We start from the raw sequence: 26,542 nt of genomic DNA, 5'->3' as shown, positions 1-26,542 counted from the left end.
CAGTGCACTTTTCTGATAGTCGCTTCGCGCGACCCGAGATCGGCCCCGGCTCTTAACTGAGCGCGGGGCTTTTTTCTGCGGCCTTTGAAATGGCGACGGCCCCTGACGTTTCGGAAACTTCCGGGGCTTGGGGGCGAAGACGGGTTTGCGCTTGGGCGTGTAGGTCATGACGACCAGATGCCCCCTGCCCGCCCATCGCCTCAACGCACGCTGACATCAAGACACCCGCGCCGACTCCGACGTTGTCCAGCACCGGGACAAGGGACGTTCATCTCGACCGACCAGCGCTGACGATGGCGGGGGCCAGGCGTCCATAGCGTGCACACCCGGCGGCGCGGAGAGGCTTCGGCCTTGGCATAGCAACAGGCAATGGCCGGTCATTCCCGGAACCAGATCACAGGAGGGCGGATATGCCGGTCCTCTCCAATGCCAAACACGAACGGTTCGCCCAGGGCATCGCCAAGGGCTTGAGCCAGACCGACGCCTACACCGAGGCCGGCTACAAAGGCGACAGGACCGCAGCGTCTCGTCTGTCAACAAACGTCAACATCTCAAAGCGCGTGGCAGAGTTGCAGGGCAAGGCCGCTGTCCGCACCGAGATCACCGTCGCCAGCATCACAGAACGGCTTCTGGCGATCGCATCCAAGGGCGAGGCATCGAAGGATGCGCCCCTACTCGCCGTGGCCCGCGCGAGCCTGATGGACGCCGCCAAGCTGAATGGTCTGGTGGTGGACAAGAGCCAAGCCGAACTGACTGGCGCCGAGGGCGCGCCGCTGGGCGTGTCTGTCACCTTCCGTGACGCCTGACATCCAGATCCCAGGGGCCTTCCGGTTCCTGTGGCAGGAGAAGGCGGACGACGGCCTGCCGGTTCGGTATCGCTGCGCTCACGGCGGCCGGGGTTCCGCCAAGTCCATGAGCTTCGCCCGCGCGCTGGTCATCAAGGCCGCCGCAAAGAAGCTAAAGGTGCTCTGTTTCCGTGAGGTCCAGAAGAGCGTTCGGGAGTCGGTGAAAGCCGAGATCGACCAAGCGATCATCGATTGCGGGCTTGAGGGCTTTTACGACGTTCTCGAAACCGAAATCCGGGGCCGCAACGGCTCGGAGTTCATTTTCACCGGCCTGCGGAAATCGTCGGTCAGCAGCATCAAGTCGACCAAGGGCGTCAACATCGCTTGGGGCGACGAAGCCAACGCCATCTCGAAGAAGAGCTTCGAGCTTCTGGATCCGACCATCCGCGAGCCGGGGTCGGAGATTTGGCTGACGTGGAACCCCGAGGACGAGACCGACCCCGTCGACAGCATATTCCGCAACGACATCCTGCCGCCCGGCTCGATCGTACGGGAGGTCAACTACGACGACAATCCGTGGTTCAAGGACACGCCGCTTCAGACCATCATGGAGTACGACCGGCGCCGCGACCCGGACAAATACGACCACGTCTGGCGCGGCAAATACCAGAAGAACAGCGAGCGCCGAGTCTTCAAAAACTGGAAGGTCGAAGAGTTCGACACGCCGCTGGACGCGGTGCTGCGGTTCGGTGCGGACTGGGGCTTCTCGGTCGATCCCACGGTCTTGGTGCGAATGTTCATCGGCCGCTGGCAGGACGGCAAGGCGGTGTCAGACCCGACGGGCCGCGTCCTGTTTATCGACCACGAGGCCTACAAGGTCGGCTGCGAGATTGATGAAACGCCTTCCCTATTCGCCGGGACGGACAAGGAAGACCCGCCGCGCTGGGCGAACAGCCACAATCATCCCGGCATCCCGGGGGCCAAGAAGTGGCTGATCACGGCGGACAGTTCCAGGCCGGAAACGGTCAGCTACATGAAGCGCAAGGGCTTCAGGATCGCGCCGGCCATCAAGGGGCCCGGCTCTGTTGAGGACGGCATCGAGTTTCTGAAGACCTACGACATTGTCGTTCACCCACGCTGCGTGGAGACGGCGCTGGAGTTCGGCGCCTACAGCTTCAAGGTCGATGAGAAGACCGGCGAAGTCCTGCCTCTGCTGGAGGACAAGGACAACCACGTGATCGACGCCTGCCGCTACGCCTGCGAGGCGGTGCGCCGCGCCAAGAAGCCGACCGTGCCGAACCGGCCCAAGACGCCGAGCGACTACCGCCGAAACGAACAGCCGGGAGGCAGCGAATGGATGGCGGCCTGATCGACACAAGCCTGGACACGTGGAAGCGTCTGTTCACCGAGGCCCGCGACATGACGCGCACGGCCCGGTCGGAGGCGAAGAAGCACCGCCGCTACTACGACGGCAAGATTGATCCGGAGCTAGGTCGCCGCCTTCGCGCTCGCAAACAGCCCGACTTCGTCATCAACCGGGTCCGACCCGGCGTCGAGGGCATGGTCGGCGTCGTCGAGCGGGGCAAGACCGATCCGCGCGCCTATCCTCGGACCCCGCAGGACGAAGGTTCGTCCGAGGTCGCGACCGACACCCTGCGCTACGTCACCGACCAGAACCGCTGGCATCAGAACAAGCTCAAGGCCTTCCGCAACACGCTGGTGGAGGGCGTCGCCGCCGCCATCATCGAGGTTGATGAGCGCCTGGAGGTCCGCATCCGGCGCGGGCGCTACGAGTCCTTCTTCTACGACCCCTATAGCCGCGAGCCGGACTTCTCCGACGCCAGCTATATGGGCTTCGCAGAGTGGCAGTATCAGGACGATGTGGTTGCTCTCTATCCCGAGCAGCGAAACATCATCCTGTCTGTCGTGGCCAGGGGCGACACCGGGGACTCGCAATGGGCTGACCGGCCCGACGATCAGACCACCATGTGGGCCGATCCGCGCCGCAAGCGCCTTTTGGTCGTCGAGATGTACGCCAAGCGCGGCGGCACATGGATGAAATGCGTATTCGTCGGCGACGCCACGTTGGAGGAAGGGCCGAGCCCCTATCTCGACGACGACGGCCAGCCGATGAACCCGATCGAGGCCATGTCGGCCTATGTGGACGACGACAACAACCGCTACGGCGTCGTCGCGGACATGGTCGGGCCGCAGGACGAGATCAACACCTACCGCCGCAAGGGCGCCCATCTGGCGACATTCCGGCAGCTGCAGGAAACGGACCCGTCATCGGCCGGTGCCGACCCGGAGGAAGCCCGCCGCGAGGCCAGCCGCGCTGACGGCGTGATCCCCTCGGGCTGGAACATCGTTCCGACCTCCGACAAGTTCAGCATGGACATGAACCTCCTTGCCGAGGCCAAGTCCGAGATCGAGCGCATCGGACCTAACCCGGCGATCCTGGGGCGTCAGGGCGAGAACCAGTCGGGCCGCGCGGGTCTAGTCCGCCAGCAAGCCGGTTTGACAGAGCTGGCCCATCTGTATGGCGGCCTGGAAGATTGGGAGCTGCGTGTGTTCCGCCAGGTCTGGTCGCGGGTGCGGCAGTTCTGGACCGAGCCGAAGTTCATCCGCGTCACCGACGACGAAAACGCGGTGAAGTTCATCCAGATCAACAAGCCGGTGTACGGAGAGCCGGCCCCGGTGATCGACGAGCTGACCGGCCTGCCGAAATACGACCCCGTCACCCGTCAGATCGTCATGGCGCCGCAGTTCCTTGGGATGGAAAACGCCGTCGCCGAGATGGGCGTCGACATCATTGTGGATTCCACGCCCGACACCGCGAACATCCAGCAGGAGCAGTTCACCGAACTTGCCAAGCTGGCCTCCATCTACGGCCCGCAGGAAGTGCCGTTCGATGTCGTGCTGAAGGCGTCGGGCCTGCCGAAGAAGCGTGAGCTGATCGAGCAGCTAGAGGCCCGCAAAAAGCAAGGCTCCGAGCCGCCGCCGCAGGTCGCCGCCGCCATGGAGCTGGAAATGGCCAGCAAGCAGGCCGAGATCGGCGAGACGCAGGCCAAGACCGAACAAGCCGCCGCCAATGCGCTGAAGACCTTCGCAGAGGCGCAGGCCACCGAAATGCAATCCGCCTGGATCAACCAGCCGGGTTACTGAATTCCGTCGAACCTGACGGGATCGTAGTCGGCGCGCACGTCGGCAAGGACAACCACCATGCACAGCGAAAGCTTGCAAGCCACCGAGGCGTACAGCGCTTCGAAGGCCACCCATCCGCGTGTCTCGCTCTCCGACATGGAGGGCAAGATTGCTCGGACCCACTACTTCACCGCCGATCAAGGGGTGTGCGCTACTGAGGGCAGCGTCAGTTTTGACGGAGACCCCCTCCGTTTGCTGACCATCTGCATTCTGGTTATGCGCAACGGCTTCACCGTCATCGGCAAGTCTGCCACGGCGTCGCCTGAGAACTTCGACGCCGAGAAGGGCCAGCGCTTCGCATACGAAGACGCCATCAGACAGTTGTGGCCCCTTGAAGGGTACGCCCTGCGCGAACGCCTTTCGGCTTAAACGATTGGCGGCAGGCTTCACCACCTGCCGCCTCTGACCGCCTCCGGGTTTGACGGGAGACACGACCGCTCTTCGACATGAGCAACGGGCCGCCGCCGTAGCGGGCGCAACGTAAGCCGACGACACCGGCAAGGATCAACCATGAGCGACACTCCCGACTTCCTGTCGGACGAACCCTCGTCCGCGTCTGCCCTCACGCCTGAAGCCCCCGCCGCGCCGGAACCCGCGCCGCAGGAACAGCCCCAGGCCGCTGCACCGCCTGCCCCCGCCCCCGCTGCCCCGGCAGTGGAAGGCGACGAGCCGGCGCCGCATCATGTGCCCCTCTCGACCTTCCTCGACATGCGCGACCGGCTCAACCAGGCCGAAGCGCGCGCCAAGGAAGTCGAAGAGCGTCAGCGCAGGGCAGAACAGGAAGCGCAACGCCGCCAGGCGCCCGACCGGAACCAAGACCCCGATGGGTACGAGGACTTCCGGGCCGAGCAAATGGCGCAGGCCGTCACGGCGCAGAACTTCCGGTTCTCGAAGCGACTGGCTGAGGTCTCGCACGGAAAGGACGCGGTTCAGGCCGCGTACGACTGGGGCGTGAAGCGTTGCGATGAAGACCCGCTGTTCAACCAGCGCGTCGCCACATCGGAAGATCCCTTCGACTTCATCATCGCCGAGTGGAAGCGCGACAAGCTCGTCTCGCAGCTCAGCGACACCGATTTTGAGGCTTTCCAGCAGTGGAAGGCCCAGCAGGCCGGACAACCGCCCGCACCCGCCACACCTGCGGCTCCGGCCGCTCCCCCTCGCGCGCCTCGCCCTTCGCTGGCGGGCGCACCATCCGCTGGGCGGTCGTCTGTTCCCGAGGCACGGGACGGCGAAAGCACCTTCGAGCGGATGTTCGGTTCATAAGGAAAACCGATGGCTTACTCTGAAGTGCCTGCCGATCTGGAACGCACAAAGTGGGATTCCAGCTACTGGCAGGAATACGTCAACATGTCGGGCTATGCGGCCTACATGTCGGCGTCTCCGAACGCCCTGATCCAGACCAACCGTGACCTGATCGACGGCGGCAAGGACATCGTCATGTCCCTCGTCGGCTCGCTTAAGGGCAAGGGCATCGGCGCGGGCCTGCTGACCGGCGCTGAAGAGCGCCTGGGCTTCTACCCGTTCCGCACGCGTCCGGTCTGGCGCCGCAACGCCGTGGTCGTGAAGAAGTCGATGATCCAGAAGTCGGTCGTCGATATTCTGAAGGCCAACAAGGACAGCCTGAAGATCTGGTCGTCCGACGACATGCGCGATCGCATCACCGACGCCCTTTCGGTCGTGGCGTTCGACGATGCCCGCTACGACGAGGACAACGGCGACCAAACCGGCGTCCCCTATGCCGAAGCCACCGCGACCCAGCGCAACAACTGGCTGACGGACAACGCCATCCGCGCGCTGTTCGGCAACTCGGAAGCCAACCTGGTCGCCGGCAACATGGCGTCGTCGCTGGCGAACGTCGACAACGTCAACGACAACTGGGGCGCCACGGTCATCTCCGTGGCCAAGGGCATGGCCCGCAAACGCGACCGCATCACCGGCCGCCGCGCGATCCGCCCCTATCGTTCGGACAAGGACGGGCGCGAGTGGTTCGTCCTGTTCGTTCCGACCCAGGCCTTCAACAAGATCAAGGCCGACCCGGACATCAAGGCGTTCAACAAGGACAGCATCGATCGCAGCGTTGAATCCAACCCCTACTTCCAGGGCGGCGATCTGATCTGGGACGGCGTCATCATCCGCGAAATCACCGATCTGCCCGTCCTGGGCGCGGTCGGCACGGCGGGTGCGAACGTGGCGGCCGGCTATCTCTGCGGGGCTCAGGCTCTCGTGGTCGCTTGGGGTCAGGATCCCAAGTCCACGGAACGCAAGGACGACGACTACCAGTTCATCAAGGGTGTCGGCACCGAGGAGCTGCGCTCCATCGACAAGACGTTCTTCAAGGAGACGGGCGCCGTTGGCCCGGGCACGCAGCACGGCATCGTGACCGTGTTCGCCGCGTACTAAGGAGCACGCACCATGGCGAAAGCTTTCCCCACCCAGGCCGTGGGTTCTGGCAGCGCGCCTGCCAAGACCTCGACCGACTCCAACCAGCTGACCTACGTCGGGGGCCGTATTCCGGTCACCGCTGGTCAGCAGACGGTTGGCGCGCTCTTCGGGACCATTGTGGTTCCGAAGGGTGCTGAGATGGCGCGCGTGACCGTTTCCGCCCCCGCGGGCGTGACGGTCGAAGTGGGCGACGCCGGCGACACCGATCGCCTGATGGCCGCCACCGCTGCCGCCACGGCGCCCGTCTCGGGCATCGCGACGACCGGCTTCGGCTATCAGTACACGGCCGAGACCCTGATCAGCGTTCGCATCGCCACGGCGACGGCGGCGGTGAACGGGACCATCGTCTACTCCGTCGAATACGTCAGCCAGTAAGGGAGGCCTGAAAATGACCACCCAAGCCCGCGTGATCGGCCCGGCTTCCGAGCTGGGTCATTTCGACACCCTCAACTTCTTCGGCAACGAGATCGGCCGCGAGTTCACAGACGTGACGCTCACGCCCGATCAACTGCGCAAGGCCGAGGGCAACCCCTACATCGAGATCAAGGGCGCCGACGACGCCCTGACCGATGAGGAACTGCGTAAGGCCAAGGAAGACGAAGCGGAAGCGGACAAGATCCGCGCCCGCCTCGCCGAGTTGGACGTGACCGTTGACGGCCGCGCCTCGCTCAAGACCCTGCGCGGTAAGCTGGACGCGGCTGAAAAGGCCGAGGCCAAGCGCCTGGAAGACGAAGCGGAAGCGGCCCGCAAGGCCGCCGAAGGCTCCGAGGACTGATCCTGACCGCCCCCGGCTTCGGCTGGGGGCGTCTCTTCGGAGGCGACCATGACCATCCGTGAGATCATCGCAGCCGCCATGCGCCGCGGCAAAATCCTCGCATCCGGCGAGACCCCATCCGCAGATGAAGAGCGCGACATCCTCGCCCGCCTGCAATCCCTCGTTCTGGAACATCCTGGCCTGACTGGCGCACGCTGGCGCGACGTTTACGCCGCCTCTTCCGCCACGATCACCGCCCGCGACGGCGACCGCATCACCGTCGGGGTATTCACCCCCACCATCATCAAGCCCACGGTCGAAACCTGGTGCATCACGCGCCGCAATATGCCGGCCCTGTCTCGCATCCATGTGCTGGATGGCGCCGACGCCGGCCTGTTCCTGTTCTCGACCGAATGGCGCCGCGCCGACGCGCTGACACTGGACGATTTGAACCCCTTCGGCGCCGACACCGACAACGGCCTGATCGCACAGCTCGCCGTCACCATCGCTGACGACTTTGGCGGGGAGATCGGCGCCAAGACCGTGCTGGAGGCCCAGCGCTCCGAACGCACCATCCGGGGCCGGCTATATCGCGACCGCGACTGCCGCCGCGAACTTCCCTGCGATTACGCCTGATGCAGCTGCCCTTCGGTCTTTCAGCCTATTCCCGCGCCAATGGGCGGCTTCCGCCTGTGCGGCTGGTGAACCTTTATCACGAGCAGGCCCCAACCTCGTCGACCGGCTCTGTCCTTCTGCCCCGCCCCGGCCTCCAGCTTGAATACGACCTGGGGGCGCCAATCCGAGGCCTTCGGCGCGACGACGGCGTGTTCAACGGCGACCTTTTCGCCGTCGCTGGAAACAAGCTTTTCAGAGGGGAAGACCTTGTCGGATTAATCGAAGATGATACCTTCTCTGTCGAGTGGGCTTACACGGTCGATGGCCTGTGGGTCGCCTCGGGCGGCATCGTCTATCAGTACGACGGCACGACCCTAATCCCCACGGCCTTCCCCGATAGCGCGCCGGTCGTCTCGATCTGCGACATCGACAACTTCCTGTTCGCCGTGCGGCAAGACACCGGCACGGTCTATTTCCGCGTGCCCGGCGATACGACATGGAACGCGTTGGACTTCTTTTCGGCCGAGCGCGAACCCGATCCGGCCATCGCCGTCCGCGCCCTGGCGGACGCGCTCTATGTGTTCGGCTCGTCATCGATCGAGGCGTTCGGCATCACAGGTGATGTCGACGAACCGGCCGTTCGCATCGAGGGCCTGGCTATCTCGCGCGGCTGCAAGGATCGCGACAGCATCTCGAAGCTGGACAACACCCTTTTCTTCACGGGTGAGGACAACATCGACTACCGCATCGATGGCGTGCCGCAGCGGATTTCCGATCACGGCATCGAAGAGCGGATCGAAGCGTCAGGCACGGTTCAGGCGTTCTCCTATTCCCTTTCGGGACACACTTTCCGCGTCATCCGCCTGGACAGCGAAACGCTCGGGTACGACGTGGCGACCGGGCAGTGGCACCAGCTGGCCTGGCCTGTTGCGACCGGCATCTATGACGGCAAACGAACCTACGTCTCTGCCGGGTCCGCCATCCATACGCTTCGAGACAGACCGGATGACAACGGGTCGACCTTCGAGCGCATCTTTACAGCTGTGGCCGCGACGGAGGTCGTCGGGGCGTGCGACGCCATTGAGGTCAGTCTTTCGCCCGGCACATCGCCGATCGGCAGTGAGCCTGCGATACTGCAGATGCGCTGGTCTGATGATCAGTCCCGCACATGGTCCGACTGGAAGGAAGCGCAGACGGGGTTCGGCGGTCAGTATCGCAAGCGCGTTCGCTATCGCCGGCTCGGCATGATCGACGCGCCCGGGCGGGTCTTTGAGTTCCGCATGACCGATCCGGTGGAGATGGGGTTCTCAGGTGTCGAGATGAACCCCGCCGGCGGGGGCCGGTCGCGTGGCTGACGGGTTCAAGCTGCCGCGCATACGGGCGGCGGACACGATCTCCGACAAAGCGGGCAAGGCGGCGAACGCCTTCGTGCGCTTCTGGGACACGGTGATGAAGGCGATCGAGCGTCAGGAGAACGCTCAGACTGACGTGCTGACCCAGCTGGCCCAGGTGCAGGCGACGCAGGCCCAACAGCTAGTTTTGATCTACCAGGCGCTGGAGCTGGCCGGCATCGCCATCGACATGAGCGGAGCGTCTGGCAACACGGGCGTGCAATCGCTGACCATCGACATCGACGGTTCGGGCTGGGCGTTCGGACCCCGCGTCGATCTGACGGGGGTTGTCGCTGGCGATTTGATCATCCCCAGCACCGGCCTTTACGCTGGACCAACCACGACCCAAGGCGACCAAGGCGAAATCCTCGGCTTCCTGCGCCTGGTCGAAATCGTGGGCGTCACCGAAACGGTTGTCGGTGGGCCGTGGAACTTCACCTCGACCCGCTATGACGCCAACCCGGCATCCAATTCCATCTACATCGCCAACCCGGCCGAGATTCCGACATTCACGGTGGCTCGGACCACCACGGGCGCCGTGAGCTACCGGCTCGACGCGATGACCGACACCGTCAACGGCCTATTGAACGTCGTGGCCAAGCTATACGTGAAGCGGTCGGCATGATCGCCACCGAAGCCGATATTCCGCTGATCCTGGACCTGTGCCGCGAGGCCCATATTGGTTCCGTCTGGGAAGACGTGCAGGCCGCGTTCGACCCCGTGAGCACCGAGACATCAATCCGGGCGCTGATGGAGAATCCTGACGCCTTGGTCCTCGTTTGTGACCGGGGCACGCTCTGGCTGGCTCGGTTTCCTCTCTGGTTCAATCACGCCGAGACCATCACCCGCGAAGTATTCTTTTACGCCACCAAGGGCGGCGATGCGCTGCGGCGTGAGGGCGAGCGCTGGGCGGGCTCCGGCCTGACAGTCTTGAGCCGCCACGACCGGACGGACCCCCGTCTCGACATCTATTACCGACGGGCCGGCTATCAGCCCATCGAGCACGACTTCATTCGGAGGGCCTGATGGGCGGAATCCTCGACATCTTTGGCGCTTCCAAGACCGCCAAGGCCCAGAAGCAGGCGGCCGACAAAGCGGCGGCGGCTAGCCAATACGCCACCGATCAATCAGTCGCGCTTCAGAATGCGCAGTTCAACCGCATTTGGGAGGCCACAGCCCCCAGCCGCAAACTGGGCGACACGGCGACGGGCCAGCTTCAAGGGCTAGCCGACGGCACGATCGACCCCACCAAATGGCTAGAGGCCAATCCCGGCTATCAGACCAACCTCCAGGCGGGCCAACGACAAATCAACGCCTCGGCGGCGGCGAAGGGCGGCCTGCTCTCGGGCGACGCGGCGAAGGCCGGGCTAAAGTTCGGCGCCGACTATGCGACGGGCGTCTATAACCAAGAGCGCAACGCCCTGCTGGCGATGGCCGGGCTGGGTCAAACAGCGGTAAACACCGGCGCCCAGACGGGCCAGGCCACCGCTAACGCCAGCCAGAACGCGCTCCAGCAGAACGCCCAGAACCTCGCCACGTCGTATGGCCAGAAGGCCGATGCCACGGCCGGTCTGTGGGGCACGATCACCGGCACGTTCGGCAACAATGCGCTGGCGAAATACGCCAAGGTCTTCGCGGGGGGCTTCTGATGTCGGCTTTCGACACCTATCGCCAGATGCGCGACAGCACGCTTCAGAACAACCGGCTGGCTGAGCAGGATTTGCTTCGCGAGCAGGACCGGAACGCCCTGCGCATGGCCGGAACGCAATATGCCACCGGCGACGCCGCCGGCGCCCGCAATGCCCTGCTGTCGAACGGCATGATCGACGAGGGCCTTCAGCTAGGCCGCTATGACCAGCAGGCCTCCCGGCAAACCGCTCAGGATGAGCAGGCGAAGCGCGACCGGCATTTCGCCACGCTCGTGGCCGGGGCCCAAGGCCTTCGCCGCCTCCCGGCCGAGCAGCGCTGGCAGGCGTATCAGAGCCGCGTGCTGCCGATCCTTCAGCAAGACGGTGTCGATCAGTCGGTCATCTCCATGATCACGCCGGACAGCCTGAACGACATGGATCTGGACAGCCTGATCACGGCGGCGGGCGGCGAAGTCGAACAGCCCCGCTATCTGCAAGGCCAACGCGGCGCCCTGGACCGGATCGACCCTTACACCGGCGACCTGACCAATGTGCGTCAGGCCGCACGCGAAGACGCCCCGAACGGCTATCGTTGGACGGCGGACGGTGCGCTGGAGCCGATCCAAGGCGGACCTGCCGACCCTCGCGCCGCAGGCGCCCTCGCCGCCTCTCGCCGCGCGCCGAAAGCCGGTCGCTCGAGTGGTCGTTCGTCCTCGGGTTCCGCCCGTTCATCCTCGCCCGCCGCCGCGCCGGCCGGCCGTCCCTGGGAGCGCAGCTGGTAATGGCGGGTCCGACGCAAGGAGAGGTCTATGACGGCTATCGCTTCCTCGGGGGCGATCCGAAAGACCAGAACAACTGGGAGCAGGCCGCGCCGGTCGCCGCGCCTGAATACGGCAACGGCGCCCAGAAGCTCCCGAACGGCGACATTGTGCGCTACGGGCCACGCGGGGGGCTGACGGTTCTCCAGCAGGGCGGCGGCGACGGCGTCGGCAAGCTGACCGAAGGTCAGGGCAAGTCGATCCAATACGGCCTGATGATGCGCGGCGCTGAACAAGACTATCAGCGTGCCCGTCAGGAAGGCTACGATCCCGCCAGCCTGCGCAACCAAGCGGCTGCGGTGGCGGGGCTGATCCCGTTCGATGGCGATTATTTCGGCCGTCTCATCCGTGACGACGTATCCGATCGTGGACGCCAAGCCGAACTCCGCTGGGCCGAAGGCAACCTCCGTCAACTGACCGGCGCCGCCGCGACAAATCCGGAAATCTCCCGTGTCGCCGCCATCAACTTCGACCGAGGCAACGACCAGCTTGCTGACCAGCGCTACCGCACGCGTTCCGAGACCTACAAGGGAACGCGCTTCGCCGCTGGTCCTGGGGCCTCGGCGCTGGGCGACTATCCCGATGCGCGCGGCCGCCTCGCTGTGGATGAGAAAACCGGCCTGCCCGATTACGCCGGCATCGCCTCGACCGTCCAAGGCGTCGACGGCGGCTTTGACATTGGCCCCGACGGCCGGCCCGTTGCCCCTGCCCCACAGGCCCCCACGCCCGGTTCGTCGCCAGAAACGGCGATCGACATCGAAAGCGGCATCTCGCCCGACGAAATCCTCGCGCTGCTGGAAAACGGCGGCTGGGTCCGTCGCGGCGATGGACAGCCTTTCGAGGCGACCGCCAGCCGGGGCGCACCCGAACAGGGCGCTCAATCCCTTCGGCCCGGCCTGAACCTGAACCCGGCAGCGACACCGGATGATGTCGTAGCCGAGCGTCGAGGCGGGAACGACTTGATGCGCCGGGTCGATGCTGGTGTCCGGGGAGCAGCCGACACCCTGACCTTCGGCCTGGCGGACGAGATCGCGGCGGGCGCCAACACCGTCCTGCCCCTGGACCCCGGCGCACGCTCCGGGTTTCAGGATGGGTTCGGCCAGGCCTTCCGCAACAATCTGGACATCCAGCGCGCCGTTGACCGTGCCGACGCCAAGGACGTGCCGGTCAGCCGTGGGGCCGGGCAGGTCGCTGGGGCCCTGGTTCCGGCTGGCGCTGTCGTGCGCGGCGCGGGAATGGGCGGCCGGGCGCTGGCTACGGCGCCAAACGCCCTGCGCGCTGCGGCGGCGGGCGGCGCTTATGGTGGCGCCTACGGCTTCGGTTCAGCTGAGGGCAATGCGCTTCAGCGGGTGCCGGAAGCTGCTGTCGGGGGTGGAGTTGGTTTAGTCACCGGCGCGGTCGGCGCACCGGTCGCGGGTTTCATCGGCCGCCGCGTCGGGGCGCCCGTCGGCAATGCCTTGCAAGCGGGCAACCGTTTCATCGGTCGCCAGGTCGGCCGGGCGGGCGAAGCCTTGAACGTTCCGGGCGCCGCCGCTCTGACCGAGCGCGCCCAGCCCAACGCTCTCCGCTCGGGCCTGAACCGCTTCGCCGACCGCATGGGGCCGCAACGGGTCAACGCCCTGTCGGGCCGAGTGGATGAACAGACCGGCCTCGGCATCGACGTCACGGCGGTCGATGCCCTGGACGACGCCAGCCTCGGCCGCGTCCGTGCGCTAGCCACCCGCGACACCCCGGCCCGCGATCTCGCTGTTCGGTTCGCCGAAGGGCGCCGGGAACGCCTGCCGTCGCGCGTCCGTCGCATCGCCAGCGAGGAAGTGTCGTCAGACGCCCGCCCGACGCAGGCGGTCATGGACGAGTTGTCCAGCACACGACGCGCCAACGCCGGGGCCATCAACGACTTCGGCGGCGACATGGTCGCGCTGGACGACAACGCCATCCAGGCGCTGCGCAGCGATCTGGCGCAGGGGGCTGTTCAGGCCGCCATCCGCCGCGCTCAAGGCTCCATTGACCCGGCCGAACGCGACGCCGCCAACCGGCTCGCCTCCTTGGCGGACACGGTACGGGACAACCCGGCCGGCGCCCGTCTGACGGTGCGCGAGGTCCAGGACATTTCGGCCGCCCTGCGCAACGCCGCCGACGGCGCGTTCCGCTCCAACGCCCCGGCTGACGGCCCGGTCCTCGCCAATCTCGGCAAGGCTGTCCGTGACGCCGGGCGCAACATCTCCGAGGGCTATCGGAAGTGGCTGGGGCAATATGCGGACGACAGCGACCTGCTGGAGGCGGCGACGACAGGGCGGAACTTCGTGTCGGTCAGCGCCGATCCGGTCAGCGCCCGTTCGACCGACGCCTTCGTGGGCCGCGCCGCCGCCGCCACGCCCGGCGAGCTGACCGTCCAACGCCAGGCGGCGGGCCAAGCCATGCAGGCGGCCGGATCGAACCCGACCACGGCACGCGGCGTGCTGACCAATCTGGCGTACGACGATGACCAATATCGCCGGGCGGCTTCTCTTGGCCTGGATGCTGAACGCCTGAAGGCTCGCGCCGGCGCCGAACTTCGCTCGGTGACGCAGGCCCAGCGCGCCAGTCCGCGCGTGGGTTCAGAAACCAGCACCAACGCTCAAGATGCGGGTGGCGCGGCCGGATTGTCCATCGGCGACTTGGCCAACCCGATCCGTGCGGCGGCAGGCGTGGCGCTCAACCGCATCCGCTCGCGCGGCTTCAACGATCAGGAAGCGCAGGCCATCGTCGAGGCGGTGATCGACCCGGCGCGGACGCAAGAGGTCATCGGCTTCCTTGCCCAGCGGATGTCGAAGCGCGACGCGCGCAACCTTCAGCGGGTGCTCCGCAAACAGGTCACCACAGGCCTTCTGTCAGGCCAACAACCGTCAGCATGACGACCCAAAGCCAGAAGGCCGGCTGACGCGCGAGCCACCCGGCCGCGCGTCTCCATAGGCTCGCCTTCGGCTTTGGTCTGACCGGCCCTCCGCTCTCGGAGACGAACCGGAACTCCCCTTCGATCACCCTCATGGGTCGATCTCTACCACAAAATCTGTGAGGTCCACATGGCCGCTGGCTTGCTCGCCATCAGCTCGTTCACGCCTGCGCGCGATCGGCAAGGTCGCCTGGTCGCCGGCGCTCGCATGGACGTGTTCCAGAACCGCACGACGACCCGCGCGACGGTCTATGCGGACGCCGGTTTGACCACGCCGCTGACCAATCCAGTGATCGCCAACAGCAGCGGTCAGTTTCCGGCCGTCTGGGCGAATGCGGGTACGACAGAGGTGCCCGTCCTCTACTCGCTGGCCTATTCCGGAGCGACAGGCGAGAGCATCGGCAATCCCAGCGCGTTCGACGACATCCAGCCGAGCGTGTCCCTGGATCTGGTCAGCGGTGCGACGAAGCTCAATCAGGACGGCACTGACGCCGCGCCCGACATCGCGGACAACCTCCCGTTCCAGGCTACCGGTGGACTGCCGCGCTCTCTGGGCGCCAAGGCCGGGCAGGAGCAACGGTCGATCCTCGACTTCTGCCGGTCAGATCGCACGGCGCCCCAGAATACGGCCGGACTGAATGCGGCGCTGACCAGCGGCAAGTTGGTGCATGGCTTCGGCGCCGAGGGGCAGTCGTTCAACATCAACGGCCCGATCATCCTGGCGAACGGCGCACAACTGATCGGAAGCCCCAACTGCAAGTCGGTCATCGTCCCCCAGGCCGGCGACTACGACACCTTCCAGCTTCAGGGCAACTACGTCACCCTAAGCGGCTTCACGGTCTACGAGGATTTGAAGACGGCCGGGTCGGGGGCAACCTTCCGGCGCTTCATCTCAGGTGTCGTCGAGAAACTGCTGATCGAGGACATGGACATCGAGGCCAGTCCTTTACTGTGGGCTGAGACGCGGACGACGGGCTACTACAAGCGCTCGACCCTGCGCGAAATCGTCGCCAAGCGGCATCGCGGCCCCGGCTTCGTAAAAGAGTGGGCCTATGCCTACGACTACATCGATCCGACGGTCTCGATCGACTTCAACGGCTCGATCAGCCCGAACCACACCGCCTATCGCCAGATCGGCGGCAATCTCGGCATCGCCGAAGGCGGCACATATTGCGGGCTGAACGTGCTGGGGACGGCCGGCGTCGCGGGCACCACGACGGCCCAGAAGTCGTTCTGGGTGACCGATGTTGCGGAAGGCCACTTTGAGCACGCGCGCGGCGACTCCTGCAAAGGGGGCGCGCTGTTCGACGGCTGCACCAATCTGCATCTGAACCACAGCTATTTCGGCCTTGCGGACGACACGCAGGTGACACTGGTGGATTGCACCTATGTTCGGGGAATCCTACCCGTCATGCGCGGCCGCAAGTTGGTCGCCGGCACGGCTAGCAAGCCGGGCCTCGACATCCAGGCTGGCAACGTCAACGTCATGCTGTTGGGCGTCGACGCCCACGAGAACACCGGCGACGGCGTGCTGAAGAGCGGCTCGACCAGCTCCCGCATCATCATCCCGGGCTTCATCACGCTCGACAACGGCGGGCGCGGTATCAAGACGCTGTCGGGCGGCACGTTCAGCACCTCGGCGGGTCTGATGGACGGCAATACGGTCGGAAACTACGACCTCGGCGGCTCGCTCCACCAGATCCTCGCCAGCCAAAACAACGGCGGGTCTTACGTCAACGTCAGCGGAGTGGGTGCGGGATGACCGTCAGCCAAGAAGAGAAGTGCCAGGCCCTCTATGCCGTGGCCATGTCCCTGCGTGATGCGCGAACGGTCGCGGCTTCGTGTGCCCGGATCATCGTCGAGGCCTGGGCTGGAGAGACAATCCAGACGCTGGAAGATGGCGACGGGGCCAAGGTCGGCAAGCGGATCGACAACGCCGAGTCCGCGCTGGGCATTCGCCTGTTCGGCGCCACGCCGGTTGGTCTCGTTCTGACTGATGAGGGGCGCGCCTGGGTGAACGAACGGATCACCGCCTACGCCACTCCAGAAGCAGAAGCAGGTTAGGCGCCTACGCCCTCCCTGACGACACGAGCCGCCCAACGGCTGTTCTACTACGGCCTGACTATCGGAGGGGGCGGATGATCGACCCACGCGAACTGCCCGCGTTCTGGGGCCTGTGCGGCGGTTTGCTGTCGGGGGCTGTGGGGCTGGTGACGGCCTATTCGGCAAAGGCCGGCAATCCGGTCGCTCAGCGAAAGGCATGGCTCCATCTCGGCCTTGGCATCGTTGCCGGTCCAATCGTCGCCGAAGCCCTGACCCACGGCGTGATCCTCGCTGTCGTGCCAGTCCTCGACATGCGCGGCGTCGCCCTGGCGCTGGGATGGATGGTCGCCAACGACCCGCGAGCCCTCTTCGACACCCTGACCCGCGTGGTGCGGGCCGTCTTCAACCAGGAGCCTCAGCGATGAACGCTCACGTGCTGATGGTGCTCTACACGGGCATCACTTTTGTCTCGGCCGGCGCATGCCTGCTGGAGATCTGCCGCTTGCTCGGAAAGACCTACGAGACAAAGGCCTCGGCCTCGATGCTTTGGCGCGGCGGCCACTTCATCGGGGCCGCGATCCTGTTCGTGTACGGCTGCATGGTCCTGTTCCCTGGCCGCGCGCTTCAGGTGCAGCACATGAGCATCGGTCTGCCGTTGGTCGGGACGGTGATCATTGTCGCCGCCCTCGCCTATCTCGATCACGTCATGGGCGAGCGCGAGCCGCCGCCTTGGAGCCATCAATTCATTCAGCTTCTTGTGTTGCTTGGCATGGACGGTCTTTCCCGCCGCGCCGCCTTCATGCTCCCGCCCGCCGCCACCGACGATGGCCCGCCGCCGGAGAGCGACGGAAACCGCGGGATTCGGCTTTTGGTGCTGACCGGCGCCATCGCCGTTATCGCCAGTGTCGCCGGCTTTATCCTAACCAACAGCGCCGCCGCTTAGCGGCCCGACCGATGATGTCCTCGCCCAGCCGGGCCGCCTGAAGCAGTTCGGGCACGACCCGCGCCGACCTCGCCTTAGCCGCCAAACCTCCCCCAAAAATCTGGAGACTGACCATGAGCCTGATACCGGCTGACAGGTTCCGCACGTTTGCGCCCAAGGCGACGGCCGGCACGCGTGAGGCGTTGGAGGCGGCAGCGGCTGCAAATGGATTCTCCGGCCTGGTCCTGGCCCACTGGCTAGGTCAGATGTTCGTCGAAAGCGCCGGGTTCACGACCCGCGAAGAGAACCTGAACTACTCGGTCGACGGCCTGCTGAAAATGTTCGGCCGGCACCGGATCAGCGAGGCTGATGCCCGCAAGTTCGGCCGCGCGCCCGGCCGTCCAGCTCATCAGAACGCGATCGCCAATATCATCTACGGCGGCGAGTGGGGACGGAAGAACCTGGGCAACACCGAGCCGGGCGATGGCTGGCGGTTCCGGGGTGGCGGCGAGAAGCAAATCACAGGCCGGGCCAACTATCGTGAGGCGGGTCATGAGCACGATCCGGACACGCTGCGGACTGACCCGGTCGCGTCCGCCAATGCCGCCGCCAACTTCTTCGTCAAGCACGGGTGCATTGTCCCGGCCCTACGCGATGACGTGAAGGGCGTGACGCTGAAGGTGAACGGCGGCATCAATGGCCTCGACGCGCGCATCGCCGCGACGACAGCTGCGAAGAAGGTCGTCGGGCTGTGACCGCCCTGGCCTTCCTCCGTTCCATCCCCCGCCTTCTCAGCCCGACCGGCTGGCTGATCCTCGCCATCATCGCCGCCTTCGTTCTGACCGGCGCCTATTGCTCTCACAGGGGCGCACAGGGCGAGCGGGATCGGCAGGCGACCGAGACACAGAAGACCGAGGCGAAGGCCGCCAGCGCGCGGGAAACCGCAGCCGGCGAACGCGCGATCGAAACCCCCATCATCAACGCCCGCCAGAAGGATTATTCCGATGCGGTCAACTCGCTCCCTGATGCTGTCCCTAGCGCTCGCCGCGTCCGTCTCGCTTGCGAGCGGTTGCGCCACCAAGGGAACACCCGCCTTCCCGCCGAGTGCGGATCTGGCAGTTGAGCCCAAGCCGGTCTTGGTACCGGAGGCGATCTATTCGGAGGCCGCGCTCGACGCCTACGACATCGCCATCGAGGCGCGCGGCGATCGGCTGGCGGCCCAGCTCGGGCGACTCTGCCGGTTCTTCGACACGATGGGGATGCGGGGGCTGGACTGTCCGCCGCCGCCCCGACCGGGCTAGGCGGGACATGATCAAAGGGGGTCGGTCAAACCTACCCCCTTCAGCGTCGAGCCTCGGCTCCGCTATCGAGGCCCGCTCTCTTCGGAGGGCGGGCCTTTTGCTTGTTCAGCGGCCTCCCAAATGCGGCGCATGGCGGCATGGGCCTCGCGTTCGCTTTCCCGGTATTGGTTGTGGCGCTCTTCGCTGACCTCACCATCGCCTCCGCAGGTCGGACAGTCTCGCTCTCCGTAGTTCAGGCAGACGCACAGGTCGCCGCCGCAATGGCAGTCAACCGTCCCGTCGCCCTGACAGCGAGGGCATGTAATGCCGTCACGATCGCCATACTCGTATTCGTCGCCGTCGCTCATTGCCCCGCTTCCCCAGTAGCCTTGGCGACGCAGGCTGGCGCGTCGCAAGTGAACACGGTCAAGCCAGAGGAGTGCCGACGCGCCGTCGTCCTCCCTTTCGGCGTCAGAACCCGGCACTCCCAGCAATACAGGCTTTGATGCGCGACGTGCGGCGTGATGTTCGACGCCTCCATCATCGCTCCACCCCCGTCGCCTTCGTCAGCGCGGCGTCGATCTGCTGGATGACAGCCCAGTTTTTGAAGTCACGCATCGTCCATTGATCGCGCGCCGTAAGCCACATTTGCTGCTTGGCGGCGATAAGGGCGGCCTTCAAATCGGGAGCAGCGGCTATCAGCAACGCTTCCGCCTCGGTCTTCACTTTGATGACCCCGCTATCCACGCGCACGGTGCATGACAGATCAGGATTTGCACGGTGGAAGCCCGAGCTGGCCTTCCAGTCCCGATACTCGACTTCGCCAGTCATGCCGCACCCCTTGCGAGAACGTGGGTCCGCGCGTCTTCCAGCGCGAGATCGAAGTCAGGCCGCGTTTCCTGTGCATCGGCCCAATCAATGAGCGAGACCAGAATGTGGAACAGGTGGCCTTGAGGGCGCAATTCGTCTTCATCCACGCCGAAGGCTGCGTGGTGGGCCTCTATGGCAGATTGACCGGCACTAACGCCTGCTTTGGCGGCATCTAAATCGGCAGCGTGATACGTCATCTCTTGCACTCCATAGCTGATATCGCTTACAGATAGCAGATATCAGATACGACGCAACAACGTTTTTGGATATCAGTTATGGGTGATGAGACGGCTGTCTATGTGATCGGCAGTAGCCGAGGGGCGCGAAAGATTGGCATCGCCGTCAATCCCGTCTCTCGCCTTCGACGGCTTCAGACTGGGAGCGCAGCGCGCCTCACGCTTCAACATCAGAGACATATTGCGCGGGCCTTAGCCCCTGCCGTAGAGGCTTACGCCCACTGGCTCCTGCGAGATCACAAGCAGCAGGGAGAGTGGTTTAGGGTTTCTGCCGCTCACGCCATCGAGGCGCTCGATCAAGCGGAGGCGGCAGTCGCCCGAGGTGAACGGGCAGAGAGATTGTCCGTGGGTCGACCAAAACTGAACTTCGATTTGATGCCGGGACGCTTCCCGGAGGGCACCTTTGCGCGGATCGATGCGGTTCGCCGCGAGGGAGAGAATCGATCCGACTTCCTTAAGGCGGCGGTTGAAGCTGAGCTAAAACGTCGAGAAGCGCAGAAGCAGTAGCTCGGCTTCGTCGTATTCCGCTCACAGGAACCGATGGTCGCTGCTGGAGTTAAATGCGCAGAGCCGGCTTATGAGGGTGGTGGCCCGGCAATATGCGCCACCCCGCTCGGTGGGCGGTCTATTACGTTCCCTGGGTGAGACCGCCCGCCCCAAGCGCCCTCGGTTCACGCCGGGGGCGTTTTGCTTTGCCCGCCAGGTATCAAACAGCCATGGCCCCGCGCCTGGTCGTAATAGTCCGAGATCGAGAACCTGACCTGTAAGGCGGCGCCCTTCGATCCACAGGCCTTGCACGCCAAATGATGCGCGACGAGCGGTAGCGACATGGACGTGTCCAATCTCCGCGCCGCATCGGCCGGCACATAGCCAGTGCGGCCGCAGTTGCAGAACACGTCAAGGCCAATGCCGTCATCGACCCATGTGGAGATCGGCAGCACGATCAGGCCTTCAGCGGATAGACGTTATCGGCGCGGGTGACGCCCATGCAGTGATCGGCCCACGTCTCCATGAGCGGCCGACGCTTCTCGACGGCGGAACCCCGACGATAGGCGCGCTCGACGGCAGAACCGACCTGATGGGCTAAAGCCTCTTCTAGCAGTTCGCGCGGATAGTTGGTGCAGTCGCCGGCCCAATCACGGAACGCAGACCGGAAGCCGTGCGGGGTCGCGTCCTTAATCCCCATTTTCCGCATGACCATCGCCAAGGCCATGTCGGACAGCGGTCCCTTTAGGCCGGGGAAGATCAGCCCTTGGCGCACATCGGCATCGATCGCGTTCAACACCCCGATGGCGGCAGACGACAGCGGGACGCGATGCTCTCGGCCGGCCTTCATACGCTCGGCTGGGATGATCCAGGTCGAACCGCTGATTTCGTCCCAGGTGGCGCCCCGCACTTCGCCGGATCTGGCGCCGGTCAGGATCAGGAATCTCAGGGCGTCGGCGGATATGCTGTGGCGCCCGGATAGTTGCTCAAGAAAGGCCGGGACATCCTGATAGGCCATCGCGGCGTGGTGTCCCTGCTCCTTCCTGACCTTCGGCAGCATCCGCGCCATATGGCCGCGCCAGCGCGCCGGGTTCTCGCCTTCGCGGAGTCCGCGCACCGTGGCGGCATCAAGTACCATCTCAATGCGGGACCGGACGCGGCGAGCCGTCTCCGGTTTTGTGGTCCAGATTTCGCGCAGAGCCTTCAGGACCATTTCGGTGTCAACGGCGCTGACCTCGGCCTTCCAGATGGCGGCGGCGTGCTGGGTCAGGGACGCTTCCCATTGCGGGCGCTGCTTTGGGGACTTCCAGCCCTTCTCCAAGCCATCCATCAGGTCGGCGGCGACGGCTGAAAAAGTGGTGTCCGGTTTCGGCGCATTCGCCTTCCGCCGTGCCTCGATAGGGTCGATCCCAGCTTTGATCTCGGCTCGCACCTTGTCTGCGGCCGCGCGGGCTTCGGTCAGCTTGACGACCTCAAGGCTCCCAAGGCCCATCTCTCGCCGGCGTCCGGCCCGATAGAAGATATAGACCCAGCGCCGCGATCCGGTCTGATCGATCCTCAGATAGAGTCCGGCCCCATCCGCGAAGAGCCCAGGCTCGCGCATCCCCGGCACCTTCTTGCCGTTCAATCTGTTTACGTCGCGCGCCATGGCCTCTCCAGAACGTAAGGAGAACATACGCCGACGACAGAAGCGGTCGCCACCCTAAGCTCGCCCTAAGTCCCGCCCTAAGATGAGCGGTTCGCGTCCCGTCCAGCGATGACGGGCTTTAAGGCGCAAATCCTTGCGCAGCGGGGCGCTGGGTTGGCAAGCGGTGACATTGGAGGGCGTGGGTGTGGCGGACAGAGAGGGATTCGAACCCTCGGTAGGCTTTCACCTACACACGCTTTCCAAGCGTGCGCGATCGACCACTCCGCCACCTGTCCGTTTACGCCACGTCGTGCGCCCCGCCGGATGGTCGATCCAGCGGGAGGCGGGCCTGATAGAACACCACGGCCCCCTCGGCAAGCGCTCGTGACGTTCCCATATAGGGTAAGTCGTTTTTCCCTTGAGACCCGGAGCCCCCGATGTTGTTCGCCAAGAGCGCCGAACTGCCCACCGTCGAGACCGCCCTGCCCGGCCGCGCCGAGCCCCTGGCCACCGATATGGTGCATTTCGTCAGCGGCAATCCACTGAAAGGACCCTATCCCGAGGGGTTCGAGACAGCCGTTTTCGGTATGGGGTGTTTCTGGGGCGTGGAACGCATCTTCTGGCGAACGCCGGGGGTCTGGGTCACTTCGGCCGGCTATTCTGGCGGCTTGACGCCCAATCCGACCTATGAGGAGACCTGCACCGGCCGCACGGGCCATACCGAGGTCGTGAAGGTCGTGTTCGACCCCAAGGTCGTCAGTTACGGCGATCTTCTGAAGGTGTTCTGGGAGAATCACGATCCGACCCAGGGCATGCGCCAGGGCAACGACGTGGGCACGACCTATCGCTCGGCCATCTATACGCTGAACGATCGGCAGCAACGCGAGGCCGAGGCGTCGCGGGACGCCTATCAGGCCGCCCTGACCCAGGCCGGGCGCGGAACCATCACCACCGAGATCCTGCCTGCCGGGCCTTACTACTACGCCGAGGGTTATCATCAGGGGTATCTGGCCAAGAATCCGGCCGGCTACTGCGGCATCGGCGGGACGGGCGTGGTCTGCCCCATCGGGATCGGCGTCAGCGCCTGACGCCGACGCTCGGCGGCTTTTCAGCGCCGCCCGCGCAGCCTATGGATCGGCCAAAAGTGGGAGCGATCATGTCCACCTTCGTCCATTCCGACGAAATTCGCAGCCGGTTCTCGGCCGCCCTGTCGGCCATGTACCGGGCCGAAGTGCCCCAGTACGGCGAACTGCTGAGCCTGGTGGCCGACATCAATGCGCGCATGCTGGAAGCCGATCCGGCGGGGGCGAACCGGTTGGCGAACTCGGGCGAACTGAGCCGCCTGTCGGAAGAACGGCACGGCGCCATCCGCGTCGGCACGGCGGACGAACTGGCGATGATCGGCCGGGCTTTCGCGGTCATGGGGATGACGCCGGTCAGCTATTACAACCTGGCCCCGGCCGGGGTGCCGGTTCATTCGACGGCCTTTCGCCCGGTCGATCCCGGCGCCCTGGCCCGAAACCCCTTTCGGGTCTTCTGCTCCCTGTTGCGGCTGGAGTTGATCGAGGACGCGGCCTTGCGCGAAGAGGCGGCCCAGACCCTTGCGCGGCGCGACATCTTCACGGCCGGCGCGCGCGAGCTGATCGCGACGGCGGAGACGAACGGCGGGCTGAACGCGGATCAGGCCGACCGTTTTGTGGCCGAATTGCTGGAGACCTTCCGCTGGCACGCCGAAGCCACGGTCAGCGCCGACACCTACGCCCGGCTGGTGGCGGCCCACCGGCTGATCGCGGATGTGGTCAGCTTCAAGGGGCCGCACATCAACCACCTGACGCCCCGCACCCTGGACATAGACGCGGCCCAGGCGGCCATGCCCGAACGCGGCATCACGCCCAAGGAGACGATCGAGGGGCCGCCCGCCCGCGCCTGCCCCATCCTGCTGCGCCAAACCAGCTTCAAGGCGCTGGAGGAGGCGATCGCCTTTCCCTCCGGCGAGGGCGCCGTCGCCGGGGTGCACACCGCCCGCTTCGGCGAAATCGAGCAACGCGGCTGCGCCCTGACGCCGACGGGTCGGGCCCTTTATGACGAAGCCCTGGCCAAGAAGGACTTTTCGGCCCTGCCCGACGACTGGGAGGCCCTGCGTCGTGGGGGCCTGGCCTGGTTCCGCTATCGCCCCACGCTGAAGGGCCTGGCCGAGCGGGCCGAGACCGACGATCTGGACGCCCTGATCGCCCAGGGCGCCGTCATGGCTGAACCCATCACCTACGAGGACTTCCTGCCCGTCAGCGCGGCCGGCATCTTCCAGTCCAACCTGGGCGCCGAGGCACGAGCCGCCGCCTATGCCGTCGATCCGGCCAAGGCCGAGTTCGAACAGGCCCTGGGTCGTCCGGTGCTGGACGAAATGGCTCTTTATCAGGCCGAGCAGGACGCCTCTCTGACCGAGACGCTGACGGCGCTGGGTCTGTCGCGGTCGGTTCCGGCCTGATCGCGCGCCGTTTGGGACGATCCGCCATATTGCCTGGACGCCTGGCGCGGACCATAGACGCGCCGGTGAACTCGCCCGTCGCCCCGCCTACACGCCGTTACGATCTGGACTGGATCCGCGTCGGCGCCTTCGGCCTGCTGATCCTGTATCATGTCGGTCTGGTCTATGGCGTCTATGACTGGCACGTGCACAGCGCCCATACCTTCGCGTGGATGCGCGAGGCGATCCTGATCACCAATCCGTGGCGGCTGACGCTGCTGTTCCTGGTGTCCGGCGCGGCGCTGCGGTTCATGACCGCGCGACGCACGCCGCGGCAGGTCGCGCGCGCCCGGTTCGAACGGCTGGTCCCGCCCCTGATCTTCGGCGCCCTGGTTCTGGTGCCGATCCAGTCCTGGATCGAGGCGATGGACAAGGGCGGCTGGCCAGGGGGCGCAGCCGGCTTCGTCGCCTGGCTGGGTCACGAGTTCGGTTGGAGCGGCCTGGCCGACGGGGTGCCGGTCAACCACCTGTGGTTCATCGTCTATATCGCCGCCTACAGTGTGATCGCCGTCCTGCTGTGGCGTCGGCCCGGGCTTATCGAGACCCTGGGCGACGGGCTGGAGCGCGCGCTGAAGGGGCCGCGCCTTCTGCTGCTGCCGATCCTTTATCTGACGCTGATCCGCTGGGGCCTTTTCCCCTGGTTCGGCATCACCAACACCCTTCACTGGGACTGGTACAATCACGCCCTGTCGCTGGCGGCCTTCCTGTTCGGCTTCTGCATCGTGGGCCGCGAGGGCCTGTGGCGCGACATGGAGCGGTATCGCTGGGTCGGACTGGCCCTGGGCTTGGTCGCCCTGCCGATCATGATGGTGCAGGTCTGGCACCCGGGCGCCGGGGCCTTCTGGGGCGTCCCGCGGGCCCTGGTCTACGGCGTCGATCAATGGGGCGTCATCGTCGCCATCCTGGGCTTCGGCAGCCGACACCTGCGCGACAAGGGCGGTCCGGTCCTGAAATATCTGACCGAGGCGACCTTTCCCCTCTATCTGGCCCACCAGACCATCCTGGTCGCCGCTGTCTGGATTTTGCGGCCGGCGAACCTGCCGGCGGGGCTTGAGGCGCTGGCGCTGGCGACGACAACGTTCTTGGGAAGTCTGGCGGTCTATGAGGTGGTCAAACGCATTCCCGCCATCCGCCCGCTTTGGGGGCTGAAACCGCTGGACGGCCGCCCCTGGCCGCTGGACCTGAAGGCCCTGCTGCGGCCCAGCCGACCCTATGATCGGCGTCGCCGCCTGCTGGGCGTGGGGGTGGCCGCGCCGCTTCTGGCCCTGACCGTCGTCGCCATAGCCATCCTGACCTATCCCGGCTTCGACAACGCCACCCAGTATCTGAGCGAACTGGGCGGCGCCTCGGCCCAGGCGCCGATCATCTTCAACGGCGGAGTCTTCGTCGCGGGGATGATGGCGGCGCTGGCGGGGCTGGGGTTCGGTCTGGCGATCTTCGCCCTGACCGGCGCGCGCGTCGCCGGCGTCGTCATCGCCGTGGTTTTCGTACTGGCGGGAGCGGGCATGGCCGGATCGACCCTCTATCCGTGGCCCGACCCGCGCCACATGGTCATCAACCTGGCCCTGGGAATTCAGCTGGCGCCGCTGCTTTTGCTATGGGGTCTGGCGCGGCGGCGCGACATGCCCCGGCTGAAAGCCTTTCTGGCGGCGACCTTCATCGTCATGGCGGTATTGACCGTCCTGACCAAGCATCTGGTTCTGCCCGGCACGGTCAATGACGCCAATGTCGGCTGGTGGGAGCGCGCCTACGCCATCGTCCTGGTCGGCTGGGTGGGGGTTGCGGCCTGGGTTCTGGACCGTAAACTGCTGTCCGTCGCCACGGAATCGCCGATAAGCCGCCGCGATGCGGACGCCTTCGACGTTCCGCTGTGAAAAACTCCCCGAATTCTTGATGACATCAACATTGCGTGATTGAAAATCGCGCGAATGTGATCGATGATGCAGGTCGTGTTGCAGCGCAGCACTCCGCGTCGTTCCTGCCTT

30 protein-coding genes and 1 tRNA gene are annotated in these 26,542 nt (G+C 65.5%); 26 read left to right on the top strand and 5 right to left on the bottom strand.

Annotated features, from left to right (window positions below; translation table 11 throughout):
* Positions 1-410: 410 nt before the first annotated feature.
* The 22 genes from ACWPV3_RS06775 (at position 411) to ACWPV3_RS06670 (ending at position 18,835) form a co-directional block, all read left to right on the top strand.
* Positions 411-806, top strand: a complete 396-nt coding sequence (locus ACWPV3_RS06775; RefSeq protein ID WP_453977332.1) for a terminase small subunit — start codon at positions 411-413, stop codon at positions 804-806.
* Positions 796-2,154: a PBSX family phage terminase large subunit gene (locus ACWPV3_RS06770; protein ID WP_453977331.1), complete on the top strand. Its 1,359-nt coding sequence runs from the start codon at positions 796-798 to the stop codon at positions 2,152-2,154. The genes ACWPV3_RS06775 and ACWPV3_RS06770 overlap by 11 nt, the downstream gene beginning before the upstream one ends.
* The gene (locus tag ACWPV3_RS06765; protein ID WP_453977330.1) at positions 2,139-3,950 is read left to right on the top strand and encodes a portal protein; all 1,812 of its coding nucleotides are present in this window, start codon (positions 2,139-2,141) and stop codon (positions 3,948-3,950) included. The genes ACWPV3_RS06770 and ACWPV3_RS06765 overlap by 16 nt, the downstream gene beginning before the upstream one ends.
* Positions 3,951-4,007: 57 nt before the next feature.
* Positions 4,008-4,358, top strand: a complete 351-nt coding sequence (locus ACWPV3_RS06760; protein ID WP_453977329.1) for a Gp49 family protein — start codon at positions 4,008-4,010, stop codon at positions 4,356-4,358.
* 141 nt (positions 4,359-4,499) lie between these two features.
* Positions 4,500-5,252 carry a hypothetical protein gene (locus ACWPV3_RS06755; protein ID WP_453977328.1) on the top strand — a complete coding sequence of 251 codons (753 nt, stop codon included), beginning with the start codon at positions 4,500-4,502 and terminating at the stop codon, positions 5,250-5,252.
* Positions 5,253-5,261: 9 nt separating this feature from the next.
* The gene (locus tag ACWPV3_RS06750; RefSeq protein ID WP_453977327.1) at positions 5,262-6,389 is read left to right on the top strand and encodes a phage capsid family protein; all 1,128 of its coding nucleotides are present in this window, start codon (positions 5,262-5,264) and stop codon (positions 6,387-6,389) included.
* A 12-nt stretch (positions 6,390-6,401) separates the two neighbouring features.
* Complete coding sequence (locus ACWPV3_RS06745; protein ID WP_453977326.1) at positions 6,402-6,806, top strand: hypothetical protein; 405 nt, start codon at positions 6,402-6,404, stop codon at positions 6,804-6,806.
* Positions 6,807-6,819: 13 nt separating this feature from the next.
* A complete protein-coding gene (locus ACWPV3_RS06740) occupies positions 6,820-7,206 on the top strand; it encodes a hypothetical protein (protein ID WP_453977325.1) in 387 nt (128 codons plus the stop codon).
* 48 nt (positions 7,207-7,254) lie between these two features.
* Positions 7,255-7,821: a hypothetical protein gene (locus ACWPV3_RS06735; protein WP_453977324.1), complete on the top strand. Its 567-nt coding sequence runs from the start codon at positions 7,255-7,257 to the stop codon at positions 7,819-7,821.
* Positions 7,821-9,155, top strand: a complete 1,335-nt coding sequence (locus ACWPV3_RS06730; RefSeq protein ID WP_453977322.1) for a hypothetical protein — start codon at positions 7,821-7,823, stop codon at positions 9,153-9,155. The genes ACWPV3_RS06735 and ACWPV3_RS06730 overlap by 1 nt, the downstream gene beginning before the upstream one ends.
* On the top strand, positions 9,148-9,816 hold the full coding sequence (locus ACWPV3_RS06725; RefSeq protein WP_453977321.1) for a hypothetical protein: 669 nt from the start codon (positions 9,148-9,150) through the stop codon (positions 9,814-9,816). Before ACWPV3_RS06730 ends, ACWPV3_RS06725 begins: the two co-directional genes overlap by 8 nt.
* On the top strand, positions 9,813-10,217 hold the full coding sequence (locus tag ACWPV3_RS06720; protein WP_453977320.1) for a hypothetical protein: 405 nt from the start codon (positions 9,813-9,815) through the stop codon (positions 10,215-10,217). The genes ACWPV3_RS06725 and ACWPV3_RS06720 overlap by 4 nt, the downstream gene beginning before the upstream one ends.
* Positions 10,217-10,840, top strand: a complete 624-nt coding sequence (locus ACWPV3_RS06715; RefSeq protein ID WP_453977319.1) for a hypothetical protein — start codon at positions 10,217-10,219, stop codon at positions 10,838-10,840. Before ACWPV3_RS06720 ends, ACWPV3_RS06715 begins: the two co-directional genes overlap by 1 nt.
* On the top strand, positions 10,840-11,601 hold the full coding sequence (locus ACWPV3_RS06710) for a hypothetical protein (RefSeq protein ID WP_453977318.1): 762 nt from the start codon (positions 10,840-10,842) through the stop codon (positions 11,599-11,601). Before ACWPV3_RS06715 ends, ACWPV3_RS06710 begins: the two co-directional genes overlap by 1 nt.
* Positions 11,601-14,531, top strand: coding sequence for a hypothetical protein (locus tag ACWPV3_RS06705; RefSeq protein ID WP_453977317.1), 2,931 nt, complete (start codon positions 11,601-11,603; stop codon positions 14,529-14,531). The genes ACWPV3_RS06710 and ACWPV3_RS06705 overlap by 1 nt, the downstream gene beginning before the upstream one ends.
* A 168-nt stretch (positions 14,532-14,699) precedes the next feature.
* Positions 14,700-16,331: a hypothetical protein gene (locus ACWPV3_RS06700; RefSeq protein WP_453977316.1), complete on the top strand. Its 1,632-nt coding sequence runs from the start codon at positions 14,700-14,702 to the stop codon at positions 16,329-16,331.
* Entirely contained in the window at positions 16,328-16,633 is a 306-nt protein-coding gene (locus tag ACWPV3_RS06695) for a helix-turn-helix domain-containing protein (RefSeq protein WP_453977315.1), read from the top strand. The genes ACWPV3_RS06700 and ACWPV3_RS06695 overlap by 4 nt, the downstream gene beginning before the upstream one ends.
* Before the next feature lie 74 nt (positions 16,634-16,707).
* Entirely contained in the window at positions 16,708-17,037 is a 330-nt protein-coding gene (locus ACWPV3_RS06690) for a hypothetical protein (protein ID WP_066551751.1), read from the top strand.
* The gene (locus ACWPV3_RS06685; RefSeq protein ID WP_453977314.1) at positions 17,034-17,555 is read left to right on the top strand and encodes a hypothetical protein; all 522 of its coding nucleotides are present in this window, start codon (positions 17,034-17,036) and stop codon (positions 17,553-17,555) included. The genes ACWPV3_RS06690 and ACWPV3_RS06685 overlap by 4 nt, the downstream gene beginning before the upstream one ends.
* Before the next feature lie 113 nt (positions 17,556-17,668).
* Positions 17,669-18,289 (top strand): glycoside hydrolase family 19 protein, encoded by a 621-nt coding sequence (locus tag ACWPV3_RS06680; RefSeq protein ID WP_453977313.1) that lies wholly within the window; start codon positions 17,669-17,671, stop codon positions 18,287-18,289.
* On the top strand, positions 18,286-18,657 hold the full coding sequence (locus ACWPV3_RS06675) for a hypothetical protein (RefSeq protein ID WP_453977312.1): 372 nt from the start codon (positions 18,286-18,288) through the stop codon (positions 18,655-18,657). The genes ACWPV3_RS06680 and ACWPV3_RS06675 overlap by 4 nt, the downstream gene beginning before the upstream one ends.
* A gap of 13 nt (positions 18,658-18,670) precedes the next feature.
* Positions 18,671-18,835 (top strand): hypothetical protein, encoded by a 165-nt coding sequence (locus ACWPV3_RS06670; RefSeq protein WP_453977311.1) that lies wholly within the window; start codon positions 18,671-18,673, stop codon positions 18,833-18,835.
* Between the two features lie 519 nt (positions 18,836-19,354).
* Here the strand turns inward: ACWPV3_RS06670 and ACWPV3_RS06665 are convergent.
* Positions 19,355-19,645, bottom strand: a complete 291-nt coding sequence (locus ACWPV3_RS06665) for a hypothetical protein (protein ID WP_453977310.1) — start codon at positions 19,643-19,645, stop codon at positions 19,355-19,357.
* Positions 19,642-19,881 (bottom strand): hypothetical protein, encoded by a 240-nt coding sequence (locus ACWPV3_RS06660; protein ID WP_453977309.1) that lies wholly within the window; start codon positions 19,879-19,881, stop codon positions 19,642-19,644. The genes ACWPV3_RS06665 and ACWPV3_RS06660 overlap by 4 nt, the downstream gene beginning before the upstream one ends.
* Before the next feature lie 78 nt (positions 19,882-19,959).
* On the opposite strand from ACWPV3_RS06660, the gene ACWPV3_RS06655 reads away from it, so the two are divergent.
* Complete coding sequence (locus tag ACWPV3_RS06655) at positions 19,960-20,427, top strand: GIY-YIG nuclease family protein (RefSeq protein ID WP_453977308.1); 468 nt, start codon at positions 19,960-19,962, stop codon at positions 20,425-20,427.
* 164 nt (positions 20,428-20,591) lie between these two features.
* Here ACWPV3_RS06655 and ACWPV3_RS06650 read toward each other — a convergent pair whose 3' ends face one another.
* The 3 genes from ACWPV3_RS06650 to ACWPV3_RS06640 all read right to left on the bottom strand — a co-directional run bounded on the left by ACWPV3_RS06650 (position 20,592) and on the right by ACWPV3_RS06640 (position 22,329).
* Positions 20,592-20,861 (bottom strand): hypothetical protein, encoded by a 270-nt coding sequence (locus ACWPV3_RS06650; protein WP_453977307.1) that lies wholly within the window; start codon positions 20,859-20,861, stop codon positions 20,592-20,594.
* 2 nt (positions 20,862-20,863) lie between these two features.
* Positions 20,864-22,054, bottom strand: a complete 1,191-nt coding sequence (locus tag ACWPV3_RS06645) for a tyrosine-type recombinase/integrase (RefSeq protein ID WP_453977306.1) — start codon at positions 22,052-22,054, stop codon at positions 20,864-20,866.
* Positions 22,055-22,239: 185 nt separating this feature from the next.
* Positions 22,240-22,329, bottom strand: a tRNA-Ser gene (locus tag ACWPV3_RS06640).
* Between the two features lie 141 nt (positions 22,330-22,470).
* Here ACWPV3_RS06640 and msrA point away from each other — a divergent pair.
* The 3 genes from msrA (at position 22,471) to ACWPV3_RS06625 (ending at position 26,431) form a co-directional block, all read left to right on the top strand.
* Positions 22,471-23,121 (top strand): peptide-methionine (S)-S-oxide reductase MsrA, encoded by a 651-nt coding sequence (gene msrA, locus ACWPV3_RS06635; protein WP_312733861.1) that lies wholly within the window; start codon positions 22,471-22,473, stop codon positions 23,119-23,121.
* Between the two features lie 68 nt (positions 23,122-23,189).
* Entirely contained in the window at positions 23,190-24,518 is a 1,329-nt protein-coding gene (locus ACWPV3_RS06630) for a VOC family protein (protein WP_453977305.1), read from the top strand.
* 65 nt (positions 24,519-24,583) lie between these two features.
* Positions 24,584-26,431 (top strand): acyltransferase family protein, encoded by a 1,848-nt coding sequence (locus tag ACWPV3_RS06625; protein ID WP_453977304.1) that lies wholly within the window; start codon positions 24,584-24,586, stop codon positions 26,429-26,431.
* The last annotated feature ends 111 nt before the right edge of the window (positions 26,432-26,542 follow it).

Source organism: Brevundimonas sp. Marseille-Q4549 (assembly GCF_976940555.1).
Note: the sequence above shows the minus strand (reverse complement) of the source record. Positions and strands in the feature narration are given on the sequence as shown.